Here is a 15,735-nt window from a genome sequence, read left to right on the forward strand (position 1 = left end):
AAAAGTGTACTTCCATGGCGTGGCTACCGGAATAGCTTGACGGCTGACTGGAGTGCTCAGTTTTCCTACGTGAATGAGATGGCCTTTTTCTTGACAAAAAAGGCCGAGGTGCGATAGGTTAGCTCTTTTTTCATCATAATCCTTTTTTTCTTATTAACAAGGACAATACCATGAAGCAATTCAGAATAAAAACGATCAATGCCATCGCCCATGAAGGGTTGGCGCTTTTTTCCGAGCGATTTGCCGTCAAACCGGAGGAAACCAATCCTGAGGGCATTGTAGTACGCAGCTCCAAAGTCGACCTGAGCCTCTTTCCGAAGTTACTGGCCGTGGCCCGGGCCGGAGCCGGCGTCAACAACATCCCCGTGGATGAAGCCACGGAAAAGGGAATCTGCGTATTCAACACGCCCGGGGCCAATGCCAATGCGGTGGTTGAACTGGTCTACACTTCGCTGGGCATCTGGTTGCGCAATGTCGATAAAAGTATCGAGTTCTGCAATCAGCTCACCGAAATGAATGATGAGGAGATCAACCGGGAAGTCGAGGCCCGCAAGAAAATTTTCAAGGGTGAAGAAATGATCGGCAAGACCCTGGCGGTGATCGGCCTGGGCAAGATCGGGGTCGGCGTAGCCAATGCCGGCCTCAAACATGGTCTGCGGGTACTCGGGTTTGATCCTTTTCCCGCCCTGGACAACATTCATCACCTCTCTCCCGGGGTCACCCTGGCCCGCTCCCGTAAGGAAGCGGTGAGCCAGGCCGATTTTGTCACCCTGCATATGCCGCTCAATAAAAACACCAAGGGCTATGCCACGGAAAAGGATTTTCTCGAGTTCTTCAAAGATGGCGCTGTCCTCATCAATTACTCCCGTGGTCCCATCGTTGATGAGGATGCAGTCCTAGCAGCTCTGGATAGCGGCAGACTGAATGGCCACATTTCCGACTTTCCTTCGGTAAAATTCCTCGGCCATGAAAAGATTCTGCTGACGCCGCACCTGGGTGCCTCTACGGCCGAGTCGGAAGACAATTGCGCCATTATGGCGGTGCGGGAACTCAAGGGTTACCTCGAGTATGGCAATATTGTCCACAGTGTTAACTTTCCCAACATTGAAACTATCCCCACAGTGGATGTCCACACCCGGCTGACCGTTATCAACCGCGATCAACCCGGTATGATCGGTCTGATCAGTAATATTCTTGGAAGCAGCAATATTAATATCATAAATTACACCAATAAAAGCAATGGCACCGTGGGCTATAACATCATAGATTGTGCGGGACCGGTTGCGGAAGATGTGCAGGCGAAAATCAAAGAGCAGGAGGGAGTGCTGCGGGTTAGGATCATTCCGCTGGAGATTCGGGGGAAATCCAGTCAGGGTGTATAAAAAGTATCCACAAGCATGGGTAGATGGGCTTGGCATCGTATAAAAAAGTTGACAAGTTAATTTGTTGATTTTATATGTTTTTTATCCCGCCTAGGTCTTTTTGGTCCTGGCGCGGTTTAAATAGTTGAATTTTTTCCTCGAGGGCCTGCACCCCTGTCAGGAACATGTTGGGTGCTATCTGCCCTGAATAAGGAGATAAAAAAATTTTCCTGGCCATTTCTTCAAGTGGCATGAAGAATGCTAATGTAAAGGTAATTCTTCATCTCTTCTCTCCTTTTCCGGCTTGGTTCCCTGTGGATCAAGCCGGTTTTTTTCTGGCAACCGCCCGAGTTGAGTGGTGTCCATCCGTCAACATGATATTTTCCTGGATTCGTGAGCACACTTCCGTGCGTCAGCTTTTTTTGTCGGTGACCGTTCGATTAAAGGTCATTTTATCGGCCGGTTACGGGCAATGAAGATGGCGTGCGGACGAACGCCCCGAAGGGCGGCTGGTAAAGGTTATCTTTAAGGATTCTGTTGCAATTATAATATGATGACAGCAAGGTATATCCAAAGCAAGCATCCAGCCGTCACGGGTTCAGGTTTTTATGCTGAATCAAGGCGCGCTGGCGATTAGATTCTCTGTTATCTGCTTGATACATGAAACAATGCTTGAAAGGGCAACTGAGAGCCAGGTAAGCAGCCCTTGGTGGATGGGCACGAACATATGATAAAGGCTTGCTTTTTTTGGTGGCTGCATTGAATCAGTTTCGCTCCTGTGTGCAAACGAACAATACTTCTCTGGCCCTGCTGGGGCGGCAAACCTATGCGCCGGCTCAGCTGGATCAGGCAGTGGATACGCTGCTGGCCTCTTCTTTTTCTCAAAGCTCACTGCGGACGGCGCAGATTCTCCTCAAGCCGAACCTGATCACCGCCACCAACGGCACTCTCGCCTGTACCGACCAGAGAATGATTGTCGCGGTGGCCCGTTGGTTTCTTGATCAAGGGGCTCGGGTAGGTGTCGGTGATTCGCCCGCCTTCGGATCAGCTCGATCGGTCCTCATGGCCATCGGTGCCTTGCCTTCTCTGCAGGCCCTTGGTGTCCCGGTGGTGGAATTCAGGCATACCCGGGAGATCATCCTGCCCGGAGGAATGCGAGCGGCCCTGGCGACGGCGGCTCTCGACTGCGACGCGCTCATCAATCTGCCCAAGGTCAAGGCTCATGCTCAGATGGGGTTGACCCTGGCAATCAAGAATTATTTCGGGTGCCTTGCAGGATTACGAAAACCCTGGTGGCACATGGTGCATGGTGGCCGGCAAGGACGTTTTTCGGATTTGCTTGTCGAACTTCTCTCGGTGCTGCCCGGCGGAGTCTCCCTGGTTGACGGTATTGTCGCCATGCATCGGACCGGACCGGTGCATGGCGAGGCCTATCCCTTGGCACTGATGGTCTGCGGCAGCAGTCCCGTGGCCGTGGACACGGCGTTGCTCGCTGTTCTTGGTGTCGAACCGGCCCGCATTCCACTGTGGCTGGCGGCCAGGCGGGCAGGAATCGACGGGACCGAGTTGGCGGATCTGACCTTTCCCCTGCTGACGCCAGCCCAGTGCAGGGTCAAAGATTTTATGATCCCCGAAGAGCTGAGCCCTGTACGCTTCAATCCTTTTCGATTTGTAAAAAATACCCTCAAGCGGATGTTGCTACGCCGCACGTGGCGCTGAAATGCAATTGAGTATCCTGGATCCGTGAACGGATGCCCCGAAGGGCGGCTGGTGATAGGTATTGTCAGGGATTCCAGTATTATAATACCATGATTACATTCAGATATATCCAAAACAAGCATCCAGCCGTCACGGATTGAGGATTAGGGCAGAGCGCTGGGTTTTAAGGACGGTGTTGTTTCAGCAGCCGGTACAGGCTTTCAAAACAGAAGATGAGCAGCAGATAGAGCAGGCCGGCGCTAATCAAAGAAGGCCAGCCGCTGGCACTGGTGGCGAAGAGTTGCTGAATCGGCCGGTAGAGGAAGGCGCCCCAGCCACTGGCATGGCTGATCCAGAACGCGGGAAAGGTGAGGCCGATCAGGAGGTAAAAGGTCCGGCGGATCAGAGTCATGGTGTATATAATCTAGCTCATGAGACAAAAATTGTTTTGGCTTGTGTACGTCATTCAGATCGTTGAGGGATAAGAGTCAGTTACCGGCGCGAACAGACCTTGCCAGCCACGGACCACTTCGAAACGGCTGAGGCTATATTCCTCTTGAATTATATCGATAGATTTAGTATTTATACATCTTTTTTTTCGATATGTACAGGTTTTATGCCTGCCTGATTTCGTGACGGCTGGGCGCTTGTTTTGGATATATCTTGCTGTAATCAGATTATATTTGCTGTGGAATCTATGCTGATATCCTGCACCAGCCGCCCTTCGGGGCGCACGGGGTGAACGCTCACGGATCCAGGGCTCCGTTGGCATCGGGCCTGGTCGTCAACAAAAAAGGTCTGTACGGGCCAGGTCTGCCGGTGATCGCTTACAGTACAGCAACGTGATACATCATACAACAGGGACCAAATTCGAGATCGGTTCCAGCTTGTATGCTTCACTGTTTTAACGTTTTTCCATCCCTGCAAAGGAGATACATATGTCAAACCACCTTTTTACCTCGGAATCGGTCTCCGAGGGCCATCCGGACAAGGTTGCCGATCAGATTTCCGACGCCATTCTCGATGCCATTCTCACTCAGGACAAATATGCCCGGGTCGCCTGCGAAAGCCTGGTCACCACCGGCATGGCTCTGATTGCCGGCGAAATCACGACCTCTGCCTGGGTTGATATGCCCAGCATTGTCCGCGAAACCATCAAAGAGATTGGTTACAATTCGTCTGACATGGGTTTTGACTGGCAATCCTGCGCGGTGCTGACCACCATCGACAAGCAGTCGACGGATATTGCCCTGGGGGTCAATGAGGGTTCCGGGCTTGATCTTGACCAGGGGGCCGGGGATCAGGGGCTGATGTTCGGTTACGCCTGCGACGAAACCGAGGTGCTCATGCCCATGCCCATAACCTATGCCCACTATCTGACCAAACGTCAGGCCGAGGTGCGTAAGATCGGTGCCTTGCCGTGGCTACGCCCGGATGCCAAGAGTCAGGTTACGATCGAGTATGAGGATAATGTTCCCCTGCGAATTGAGGCCGTGGTCCTTTCAACCCAGCATCACCCCGACGTGAGCTATGCTGCCCTCAAGGAAGGGGTGATGGAGGAAATCATCAAACCGGTCCTGCCGGCGGGGATGATTGACGCCAAGACCAAATTTTTCATCAATCCCACCGGGCGGTTTGTCATCGGTGGGCCGGTGGGCGACTGCGGAGTCACCGGCCGCAAGATCATCGTCGATTCCTACGGGGGGCGGGGCAGTCATGGTGGAGGCGCTTTTTCAGGTAAGGATCCTTCCAAGGTTGATCGATCCTCGTCGTATATGGGACGTTACGTTGCCAAGAATATTGTCGCAGCCGGTTTAGCCACCGAGGTTGAAGTCCAGGTGGCCTATGCCATTGGTATTTCCCAGCCCGTTTCCATCAACGTCAAAACCTTCGGAACCGGCAGAATCTCCGAGGACCGTCTGGTGCAGGTAGTCCGTGAGGTGTTTGATCTCCGCCCCAAGGCTATCATTCAACAGTTGGACCTGCTGCGGCCGATATATCATAAGACGGCGGCCTATGGCCATTTTGGTCGTGAACTGCCGCAGTTCACCTGGGAGCGGAATGATCAGGTTGAAGCCCTGCGGGCCGCTGCCGGCCTTTGAGTCTATCACCATTATGACCGTCGCCGGTAGTGTGAGGTCGGTGATCGAACCCGCTTCCTTCGCATCCGTTTTCAGCACCTATCATGGGCAAAAGCAGCATCCCGGGTTGGAGTCTGTATCGGCAACCTGGATCCGTGAGCGTTGTCCAGCCGTCACGGATTCACAGGCAAGGCAGCCTGTGTATCCTCAGTTGATTGCTAGTGATCTTTCGTCTTCAAAAATGTTTCCCTGTCCAGGGAAAAGCAGGAGTAACCTATGACAGATTATAAAGTTGCGGATTTGAGTCTGGCCGAGTGGGGCCGGAAAGAAGTTGCCATCGCCGAGACCGAAATGCCCGGCCTCATGGCCCTGCGGGAGGAGTTTGGCCCCCAGAAACCGCTTGCCGGCGCTCGCATCGCCGGTTGTCTGCACATGACCATTCAGACAGCGGTCCTGATGGAAACCCTGGTGCATTTAGGAGCTGAGTTGCGCTGGTCCTCCTGTAATATATTTTCCACCCAGGATCATGCCGCTGCCGCCATGGCTGCTGCCGGTATTCCTACCTTTGCCTGGAAGGGCGAGACCGAGGAGGAGTTCTGGTGGTGCATCGAACAGACCATTTTCGGACCCGACAACTGGCGACCCAATATGATTCTCGATGATGGCGGTGATCTGACCCTGATCATGCACGAGAAGTATCCGCAGTTGATGGCAGAGGTGCGCGGGATTTCCGAGGAAACCACCACCGGTGTGCTTCGGCTCTATGAGATGACCAAGAAAGGAACGCTGCAGGCGCCGGCCATCAATGTCAATGACTCAGTGACCAAGTCAAAGTTCGATAACCTCTATGGCTGCCGGGAATCACTCATCGACGGCATCAAAAGAGCCACCGACGTCATGATTGCCGGAAAAATCGCGGTGGTTGTCGGTTACGGCGATGTCGGTAAGGGGTGTGCGCAGGCCCTCCGGGGCATGGGCGCCACGGTTCTGGTCACCGAAATCGATCCCATCTGCGCTCTGCAGGCCGCCATGGAGGGGTATCGGGTCGTGACCATGGCGGAAGCCGCGCCCATGGGCAATATTTTTGTCACCTGTACCGGCAATCTGCAGGTTATCACCCGGGCGGATATGGAACAGATGCAGGACCAGACCATTGTCTGTAATATCGGCCATTTTGATTCTGAAATAGATATCGCCGGCATCCGTGACCTGCCCTGGGAGAACATCAAGCCCCAGGTCGATCATGTCATCTTCCCCGATGGCAAGCGGATCATCGTCCTGGCGGAAGGGCGGCTGGTCAATCTGGGCTGCGCCACCGGTCATCCAAGTTTTGTGATGAGCAACTCCTTCACCAATCAGGTGCTGGCGCAGATGGAGTTGTGGAGCAATACCTCAGCCTATGAACATAAGGTTTATTTTCTGCCCAAACATCTGGACGAAAAGGTCGCCCGGCTCCACCTGGCCAAGATCGGCGCTCACCTGACCATCCTGACCAGGGAACAGGCCGACTACATCGGTGTTGATATCAACGGCCCCTTCAAGCCGGAGCATTATCGCTATTGACCCACCGAGGTCAGGTGAGCTTTGTGAAACAGGCATCAACAGGGCACCTGACAGTCATCGGCGGTGGACTGGCCGGTTGCGAGGCCTCCTGGCAGGCCGCGAAGCAGGGCGTGCGGGTCGACCTGTACGAGATGAAACCGGAGCGCTTCAGCCCGGCCCACCAGTTGCCGCACCTGGGTGAATTGGTCTGTTCCAATTCATTGCGCTCAAATGCCGTGGATGCCGCTGCCGGTCTGCTCAAGGAAGAGATGCGCCGCCTGGGCTCCCTGGTGATGCGGGCCGCTGATACGGCCCGTGTGCCCGCTGGTACAGCACTGGCCGTTGACCGCCAACAGTTCGCGCATTTCCTCACCAAGACCATCACTGCCCACCCCCTGATCACAGTGCACCGTCGGGAGGTCATGCGAATACCAGACCCTGACAACGGCCCGGTCATTGTGGCCGCCGGACCGCTTTTGTCGGGACCGCTGGCCAATCACCTGCAAAATCTCACCGGTACCGACAATCTGGCTTTTTATGATGCCATTGCTCCCATCGTTGATGCCGAAAGCCTCGACATGGAGGTCATTTACCGCAAATCACGCTGGGACGAGAGTGGACCTGGAGACTATCTCAATTGTCCCATGGATAAACAGCAGTATGAACACTTTATCGCTGACCTTGCTGCTGCCCGAACCGTCCCTCTGCATGCTTTTGAAGAGCCAAAATATTTTGAGGGCTGTCTGCCGATTGAAGTCATGTGCGCGCGGGGGCCGGAAACGCTGCGCTATGGGCCGATGAAGCCCATCGGTCTTGCCCATCCGCAAACCGGCCATCTGCCCCATGCGGTGGTCCAGCTGCGAGCGGAAAACCGGCAAGGTACCATGTACAATCTGGTTGGTTTCCAGACTAAGCTGACCTATGGCGAACAGCAGCGGATCTTCCGCACCATTCCAGGGTTGAAACAGGCCGAATTCCTTCGTTTCGGCTCCATTCACCGCAATACCTTTGTCTGTGCTCCCCGGGTCCTGACAAGCAGTCTGGAGATGCGGGGCAAACCCGGTCTCTATCTTGCCGGTCAACTGTCCGGTGTCGAGGGCTATATCGAGTCAGCGGCCATGGGCCTGGTCGCCGGAATCAACGCCGGTCGTCAGGCGCTGGGAAAAGTGCGTCTCCTACCGCCGCCCGCCACTGCCCACGGTGGCTTGCTGCACCATTTGACCGATGCCGATCCTGCTCGATTTCAACCGTCCAATGTCAATTTTGGCTTGTTCCCCCCTTTGCCGCGAAAAATTCCGAAAAGGGACCGCGGCCGGGTCCGGGCCGAAGATGCCCTGCTCGCTATCGATGCCTGGCACCGATTGTTGACCTGATATCAGGAAGGGATTCCGGCTTGGGCCTCTTCAATAAAGCCCCAATAGGGATAATCAAGCCGATACGAGGCAATGCGGCCCGGACTGTGTTCCCGGCTGGCCACCAGCCAGAGTTCGTTGGTCCGGGTTTGCGGCGGGTGACTGGCAAAGGGATCCCATTGGGGCAGAAATACCATGGCATTGTCCGCCGAGTAGCCGATATCACCGGAACCCTTGAAGGAACCGAGATGCGGCTGCCGGTCGAAATGGCCTTGCGGCCCTCGTTCCAACTCGGAAATCACCAGAAAACTGACCGCCAGTTCATCGCGAACGGCTTCCAATTGGCGCAGCCAGCCGTCAATACCGCTTCGTTGCTGGCCGATATCCTTGAATGGCAGTTTATGCAGACTGTCGATGACCACAACCGCGTAGTCGGACCTGGTCTCGTGGCGGAGAAAATCGATGTGACGGCGCATGGTTTCCGGCGAGAGCTTGCGGTCATTGACGACCCGCAGCCAGTGGAGAGTGGTCCGCAGGGTCTCCTGCGCCAGGCGCAGACGCTCGTGTTCCGCGGGGTCCTGAGATGCGGCATGGCGGATCTCCTCCGGCCGCAGACGACTGAGGCGGCTGAGGATGCGGAGATATATTTTCTGGCGGCCGTTCTCAAAATCGTAATAGATCACCGGTATTTTGCGGAAGGCCATTTCCGAGGCGATCTGAATAAAAAAAGCCGATTTTCCGGCCTTGGGGCTCCCTCCCATGATGTTGATACCGTGGACACCATCCAGGGTCTGGTCCAACCTGGAAAAACCGCTGGTCAAACCGGAATAGGCCGTACCGGATTCCAATCCCAGACGTTCATGGAAGGCGTGGTATTCCGCGGCTGGAGTGGCAAAGGGTGAAAAGGCCTGCGCATCCCGAACCATGGTGAACACGATTTTACGCAGCTCACTTTCGTTTCCAGCCGGCAATCGGAACAGTGAAGTGTTGCGGGGGGTGCTTTCCGGCCAACGGATGATGCGCACCTTGTGTCCCGCACTGGTGGCAAAACTCCTGGCCATGGCCTCGGATTCAGCGTTGTGGTTGACCCAGAGAAAAATGGTGTGAATCCAGGAGAGGAGCAGCGGGTTAAGGTGCTCGAGGTCGGCGGCGGAAGGGACAGCGATGGCCGGCAGGCCCAACTGTATTAAAGGCAGGAGGTTGTGCTCGCCTTCCACCAGGAAGAGGGCGCCGTTTTCACAGTGCTCGATTTCCTGGCGGTTGAAAATGCGAAACTGCTCGGGGAAAAAACGTTCGTCGCCATACCAGAAGCTGTCTTCGGGTTTTTCCGGATGAACGCAATGGGCCGCATAGCAATTACCATCGGCCTGGATGTAAGGGTAGACCAAATAACGGCCATTGTAGCCGATTCGCATCTGTTCCAAAACTGGGGCCGAGACCTTCCCCTCTGCAAAGAATGCGTGGATTTCGGCGGTAAGTTTGTCGGTGAAACCGATGATCTCCTGGTTGATGTTTCGTGCCGGATAATCGATTTCGCGACCGAAATATTCGCGGTCCGGATCAAATCCCGGTGCCAGCTTGAGGCTGATTCCCCGTAACCGGGCGAAATGCAGCGGGAAACCGCCGGCCAGGCAGCGGTTCAGGCAGCGGAAATACCCGTGGAAAAAACTTTCCAGATTGAGATACACCACCAACGTGGCGGTTGAGCCACTGCTGGCACCGTGGCAGAATGGGCACGGGACCTGGAGAATATTGTTTTTCAGTTCCGCCTGGGGAAACTGGTCATGGTAAAAAGCGGTGACAGCATCGGACATAGTGACTCCATGTTGCAGCTATACTCTGTGGTGACGAGGCCGTTATGGTCACATTGCAGGGATTGGTGTTGGGGTGAGGCACGAACCCCAACAAAAGAAAACCAAAACTCATCCCATCACAATCCGCCTTGCAAGACCAGATTCCTGTCTTCCCTCAACCGAGAATCGTCTGCAACCCTTGCTGATCCATGGATTGGTCGAATTTGAAATGCACGGAAAAATCATTTTCCAGGACATGAAAGGGCTGCACCCCGATAACCAGACCTTTAAGATACAAATACTTGGTTTTCCCACCCACGGGTAGCACCACCTGCATCCGTCTTCCCAGAAGGAGGCGGGCATTATCCTGGCGGGAGATGCGGATGAGGAAACGTAGACCTCCCAGTGAGATGTCAGCGGTCTCCGCACGGAAACCGCGACCAATGGGTGCGTCAAGATTATTGATTGGCTGTACCTGAATTTTTCGTGAAAGATTGAAACGCTGGTCCCGACGTCGCTCGAGTCCCTTTTTCTCCAGCATGGAGCTGATATTATTGGAGGCAAGATAGAATTCGTGCAGTTTGGTACGTAGTCCCGGAAATCTTTCCTCCCAGGTCTTGAGGGTTTCCTGGCGAAGAATGTACACCTTGGATGGGGTCAGTGACGTCAGACTGACGGTCCAGAAAGAGGGGCTGAAAAAATTTTCTCCAGCAATCTGGCCGCGGCTCAGGCTGGTAATAAACAGTTCCCGGGTGCCGGCCATGTGCGAGACCTTGATACTGCCCTGATTGATAAAAAAAAGGGCATCGTTCCTGTCTCCCTGACTGACCAGGACCTCTTCCGCTTTGTAGTGTTGTTCATTGAATGCGTGGTAGATGTTCAGGAATTCTTCCGTGGTGAGACGGTCGGTGAGACTTGCCCAGATCTGCAGATCCTCTTCCTTGACAGCTCCGCGTTTTTCATCTTCGATGATTTCGCCGGAGCGGATAATTTCGCCGAGAGCAAGGCTGTCAATTTCATAAATACGCTCCCGAAGCCGTTCCGCTGTCTCAAAGTCACCGGCTCGAGCCGTAACACCAATAAGCTCAAGCAGTTCTTTCTTGGCCTGTTCCCGATTGCCTTGCGCCACGAGGGCGAAAATTTCTTGTTCCCGGGTACCTTGACCAGGAAGAACACCACCTGCGTGACCAGGCTCGTCGTCACTGGCTTCGACTGTCTGCTCAAGCCTGGCTGCTGCCGGTGCCTTGACTTCGGCCTGTCCACGTATCTGATCCAATGCCTGGTCAGCAGCCCGCCGAACCGCATCACTGTAGCCACCAAGGCCAAGAACGGTTTTGCTTTGTACCACCCGGCTGAGAGGAGCTGTCGCCCTTTTCGATCTTAGAGCACCAAGGGTATTGCAAATCGCCAGTTGGAGTTCCTCTTTATTTTTCCCGACAATAGAACTGGCACCCTCCAGCAGATCGGTCAGTGGACGGACAAAACGCTCGTCGTGGGCAGTGGCCATATGCCGCACGACCTTGCCTTTGAGGGAGTCATCCACTGTCTGTAGCGCCTGGAGGAGGAAATCTTGGAGATGTTCTCCACCAATCTGGAGAGCGGTGTTGAAAACCTCCTGCTGCACCCGGGGATCATTGTGAGAAATGAAGGGTCGAGCCGCCGGAAACAGTTCCGAATTGCCGATCTCGCCCAAGAGGCGAATGATGTTGCGGGTCACAAACCAAGGCGATTGCTTGTCGAGTTGTTCGAGAAGGATAGAGACCGCCGGGTTGCCTGTCTGCTTGATCAGGGTCAGCAACTGTTTGCGCTCAAAGCGGCTGTCGCTGTTCATCAGGTACTGCAGCTGAAATTTGGCGGATTCAGTTCCCAGTTCGGCAAGGATCTGGCCTGCTGCTTCCCGTGAGTGTTCAGGGTGGAGATATTGCTCCAGCAGGTGCTTGAGAACCGGTTTGGTAGCCACATTGTTCAGGGCGACAAGGGCCTGTTTCCTGATTGCAGGGGCCGTGGCTTCCGGTTTTGTTGTCTCGGAGAGCCTGCGGATAAAGTGGATGGTTGCATTGGCACGGTCAAGCTGTTCTTGATCAAGATAGTGGCCAACGAGACGACGGACTGCATCCAGGCATGTACCAATGTCCTCCTCACCCATGTTTTGGGTCCCTACAGCCTGCTCAAGGGCTGGCACCAGTTTTTCCAGGCGTTGCCATTGACCGGTGTCGGCAAGCTTTTCGGCTACGCCGGCCAGTGTCTGCGCCGCATGGGAACGAACCGGAACCTCCTGGTTCTGGAGTCCTATGGCCAGCTGCATGAGCAGGCTGTCGACATCCCCTTCCCGACCTTCGGAAAAGAGGGTGCCAATGGTCTCGGGCAGGGATCGGCGTACTTCCTTTTGGGCAAGAGGCTTGAGTTCTCCCTGAAGAAGCTGGTCCAGGTTATTGCGGACCTTGACTTGCTGTTTTTCCTGCTGACTCCTGTGCATGGCCAGAACGGCCCGCATTTTTTCACCGCGCACTGTCTGCAGTAATCGATTGTAGGCATTTTCGATATCCTGGTCATTGAGGTCCAGTGGTAACCCTTCGCGGTTTTGACTGAGTGTTTGCAGCTGGCTGGCAAGGTGCGCGAATTTCTCATCGGAGAGCTGGTTGATCACCTGCTGATAGAGTTGATCCCCAAAAAGATTTTTGAATTTCTGTACCAGGAGGAGGCCGAGTTCCTGTTCATCAAAATCTGCTAGTTGCCCGCCTGCCTGGGCAGCGACCTGCAGCTGTTTCTCCTTATTGAGTAGGGAGTCGTATTTGGCCAGCATACGTTCGAACTGGGAAAAATCCGCCTTGCCCTCTTTGAAATTGGCCGGATCGGTGGATTGCTGGGCCGCGGTGACCAGGACCGGGGCAGACCAGGCCGGTTGCTGCAGTCGCTTCACCAGCTGGTCCGGCAGGGCAGCACCCTGCTCAAGGGGCGCCTGCAGGACATGGGCATCAATGTTGTGGGCTACGGCTCTGGTGATTTCAGGTCCCTTGCTGGTCCGGGCCAGTCGTTTCAGCATCTCATTGTCCGCGGCGATGTGGGCGGGGTCCTTGTCTTTGCTGATGTACAGGGGAATGTCACTGATGAGGGCGACAATCATTCTGTTGATCTGCCTGGGGGTCAGATGTTCGATGGTTTCATCAAGCAGTTGGTCTGGCATCTGGGAGAGAATCTGCTGATAGAGCTGTTCTCCAAATAATCCTTTGAATCTGCGGGCTATGAAGCTGCCCAAGGCCAATCCATCCATGCTTACCAACTGTTCGCCGGCCTGCTGAGCCACCTGGGTCAGCTCTTTCTGGTCAAGCAGTTGCTCGTACTGGCCAAGAAGATGGTCAAAAGCCGTGAAATCAATGGCAGCGTCTTGTTGATCCTTTGATTCAGTGATCTGTTGTACCGCGGAAGCAAGAACTGGAGCAGACCATTGCGGTACTTTGAGCCGTTGGTGGAGATGGTCAGGCAGTTGCGCCAGATCGCTGGCGGTGTCGAGGAGTTGGCGGGCGTCGAGATTCTGGGCAATAACCTCTTGCAGCGAGCCGTCTTGTGCCTGCAGGCCTGCCAGGCGCTCGAGGATATCGATGCCGGTCTGTCGCTGTTGGTCGCGGGAACCGGTAGTAGTTCCTGACGGTAGGCGGGCGACAAGATTGGCGATCAGAGTGTTGCGCTGGTTTGGAGACAGCCGGTCGAGAGTAGAATCGAGCACTTCATCGGCCACGGCTGTGGCCGGCATCTTCGCCACCAGGCCGGCCAGCAGGGCGGGGTCCAGACGGGTCAAAGCGGTGGCGGATTGATTGATGCCCTCGGATCGTTTGCCGAAGTCGATTTCTCGGCTCAGTTTTTCAAGCAGTTCAAGAACCGTCTCATTGAGAATGTGCGACTGCCCCTGATCTTCGGCGCTTTTGGGCAGGCGACTGAGCAGTTCTTCGATGAGTTCCGGGGCAATGGCTCTGGCCTGGCCATTTGGGCCTGATTTGCCGAGCACGTAATTGGCCAGTTCCTCATCACTGATATTGAGGCCGGCACCGATCATCTCCTCACGGACAACCTGTTCGCCTTTATGCACAGCAACATAGCGCTTGGCATCGACGGACACCGCATGGAGACCTGCACGGTTAAACAGATCAGCCAGGGGTTCACTGAGGTCTCTTTCACCGAGCAGGTTGGCCAGTGATTCGATAAAGAGGGCGCACTGGTCAAAATCAAAACCGGAATGGAAGGTGAAGGAATGGATTTTCAGTCGGTCCAGCAAGGTAATCAGGCCCTGGATCTGTGGGCGTTCCTGGTCCCTGTCTGCCAGAGGGTCACCGCAGACTAGGATTTTCTTATCTGAGAGGGCAAGGTTGACCGCGTCATCGTTCTTGTCGGCCATCAGGGCTGTGAAGGCCTTGAGGACAAAATCGTTACTGCGCTGCACTTGGGGATTGGCGGCAGGATAGAGGCGCATGGTGCGCAGCGCCGTATATATCCGCATGGGAAAATCGAGCAACAGGGTACTTCTATCCGGTGAAGGGGTTTGCCGCGAAGTGGCCATGGGTGTCCTGCTCGTTATCGAGAATTTTTCTGGAACAGCAGTAAACGTTCAGCGGGTACAAGGGGATGATAGTTATCTCTGGTCCTTGGGCCTTTCACCAGCACAATATGGGGATAATCAGGTTGATGGGTTCTGGTGATCATATGCACGTTTAGCCTGATCGTCTGCAGGTGGAGAGCTGATGAACGGTTATGAACAGGTTACGAAAAGTAAGGTCTTGACTTCGGCAAATTTATCGGCATGTCTTTGTAAATACAAGAGTTTTCGATGTCAGGAAAATATGCTTCATTTTGATAATATATATATTTTTTTTTAAGGACTGTAGGGCTTTTAATCTGAAATCGACCGCTGCGAGAGGATCGTGTCAAATGGCTGAATAAAGAAAAATATAAATGTCATTTGATCGAGCCCTGACATATTGTCATTTTGAGCATCTTGCAATGTGGTTTTGTTCTTATTTTGTCGAGTATACTCTATTTTTAGGCGTAATGGTTAATGATCGCGAAAAAAATGATCTGGCTGGAGACATGGAGCAATCGACAATGTCCAGAAGAGAAAGTTATAGTAAGACTGAATAACTTTTATTAAAAGGTATCATGCCGCTTTTCCCTAAGTCAAGGCCGATAATAAATGAAGAGAACTTGATCCTGAATTTGTACCGGAGGCACACCTCTTGGATTTGGCAAACAGCACCAACGGTATGGACGGCATTTTTTGATGTGCGGGTAGAATTTTCTTTTATTTGAAATCTCAACCTGTTGCCTGCAGCAATTCCAGACGCAGCAGAGTACGGATCAGGGTATTGACCGGTAGGCCGACGATATTGCTCCAGGAACCGGTGATGGAGCGGACGAGGAACGCCCCTTGTCCCTGGATACCGTAGGCGCCGGCCTTGTCCATGGGGTCGCCGGTTTCGATATAGGCCTGCAATACAGGGTCGGGAAAGGTGTCAAAGGTGACCTGAGAGGTGACAGTTGTTGTTTCCTTTATGTCTCGCTGCCGGCAGATTATTGCCAGTCCGGTGGTGACCAGATGCGTTTTGCCCTGCAGGTTTTTGAGGATGGTAAGTGCTTCCTGTTGATCGGCCGGCTTGCCGAACAGGGTGGTGCCAAGGCTGACCACCGTGTCGGCGCCGATGATACAGGCCTGTGGCTGGTCGCTGGCCATGGATTCAGCCTTGGCTGTGGCCAACCGCTGGGCGAACTGGACCGGTGCTTCCCCCGGCCGGGGCGTTTCATCGATGATTGCCGGCTGGACGTGAAAGGAAAGGCCAAGCTGAGTGAGGAATTCCTGGCGGCGCGGCGAGGCCGAGGCGAGGATGAGCGGGCAGGGAGTGGTGAACATAAAGAGCCTGGT

Annotated in this window: 9 protein-coding genes; 5 read left to right on the forward strand and 4 right to left on the reverse strand. The window is 54.3% G+C overall.

What is annotated here, in order from left to right; genetic code table 11:
- Positions 1-170: 170 nt before the first annotated feature.
- Positions 171-1,382, forward strand: coding sequence for a phosphoglycerate dehydrogenase (locus JWG43_RS07740; protein WP_205242333.1), 1,212 nt, complete (start codon positions 171-173; stop codon positions 1,380-1,382).
- A gap of 738 nt (positions 1,383-2,120) precedes the next feature.
- A complete protein-coding gene (locus JWG43_RS07745) occupies positions 2,121-3,080 on the forward strand; it encodes a DUF362 domain-containing protein (RefSeq protein ID WP_205242334.1) in 960 nt (319 codons plus the stop codon).
- A gap of 163 nt (positions 3,081-3,243) precedes the next feature.
- Here the strand turns inward: JWG43_RS07745 and JWG43_RS07750 are convergent, their stop codons facing one another.
- Positions 3,244-3,471: a hypothetical protein gene (locus JWG43_RS07750; protein WP_205242335.1), complete on the reverse strand. Its 228-nt coding sequence runs from the start codon at positions 3,469-3,471 to the stop codon at positions 3,244-3,246.
- Positions 3,472-3,991: 520 nt separating this feature from the next.
- On the opposite strand from JWG43_RS07750, the gene metK reads away from it, so the two are divergent.
- The 3 genes from metK (at position 3,992) to trmFO (ending at position 8,055) form a co-directional block, all read left to right on the forward strand.
- A complete protein-coding gene (gene metK, locus JWG43_RS07755; RefSeq protein ID WP_371925166.1) occupies positions 3,992-5,161 on the forward strand; it encodes a methionine adenosyltransferase in 1,170 nt (389 codons plus the stop codon).
- Positions 5,162-5,416: 255 nt separating this feature from the next.
- Entirely contained in the window at positions 5,417-6,703 is a 1,287-nt protein-coding gene (gene ahcY, locus JWG43_RS07760) for an adenosylhomocysteinase (RefSeq protein ID WP_205242337.1), read from the forward strand.
- 23 nt (positions 6,704-6,726) lie between these two features.
- Positions 6,727-8,055, forward strand: coding sequence for a methylenetetrahydrofolate--tRNA-(uracil(54)-C(5))-methyltransferase (FADH(2)-oxidizing) TrmFO (trmFO, locus tag JWG43_RS07765; RefSeq protein WP_205242338.1), 1,329 nt, complete (start codon positions 6,727-6,729; stop codon positions 8,053-8,055).
- Positions 8,056-8,057: 2 nt separating this feature from the next.
- Here the strand turns inward: trmFO and JWG43_RS07770 are convergent, their stop codons facing one another.
- The 3 genes from JWG43_RS07770 to JWG43_RS07780 form a co-directional block, all read right to left on the reverse strand.
- A complete protein-coding gene (locus JWG43_RS07770; RefSeq protein ID WP_205242339.1) occupies positions 8,058-9,848 on the reverse strand; it encodes a DnaB-like helicase C-terminal domain-containing protein in 1,791 nt (596 codons plus the stop codon).
- Positions 9,849-10,002: 154 nt separating this feature from the next.
- The gene (locus JWG43_RS07775; protein ID WP_205242340.1) at positions 10,003-14,379 is read right to left on the reverse strand and encodes a HEAT repeat domain-containing protein; all 4,377 of its coding nucleotides are present in this window, start codon (positions 14,377-14,379) and stop codon (positions 10,003-10,005) included.
- A 750-nt stretch (positions 14,380-15,129) separates the two neighbouring features.
- Positions 15,130-15,723: a Maf family protein gene (locus JWG43_RS07780; RefSeq protein WP_205242341.1), complete on the reverse strand. Its 594-nt coding sequence runs from the start codon at positions 15,721-15,723 to the stop codon at positions 15,130-15,132.
- Positions 15,724-15,735: the final 12 nt, after the last annotated feature.

Source organism: Desulfobulbus alkaliphilus, assembly GCF_016918545.1.
Classification (GTDB): domain Bacteria; phylum Desulfobacterota; class Desulfobulbia; order Desulfobulbales; family Desulfobulbaceae; genus Desulfobulbus; species Desulfobulbus alkaliphilus.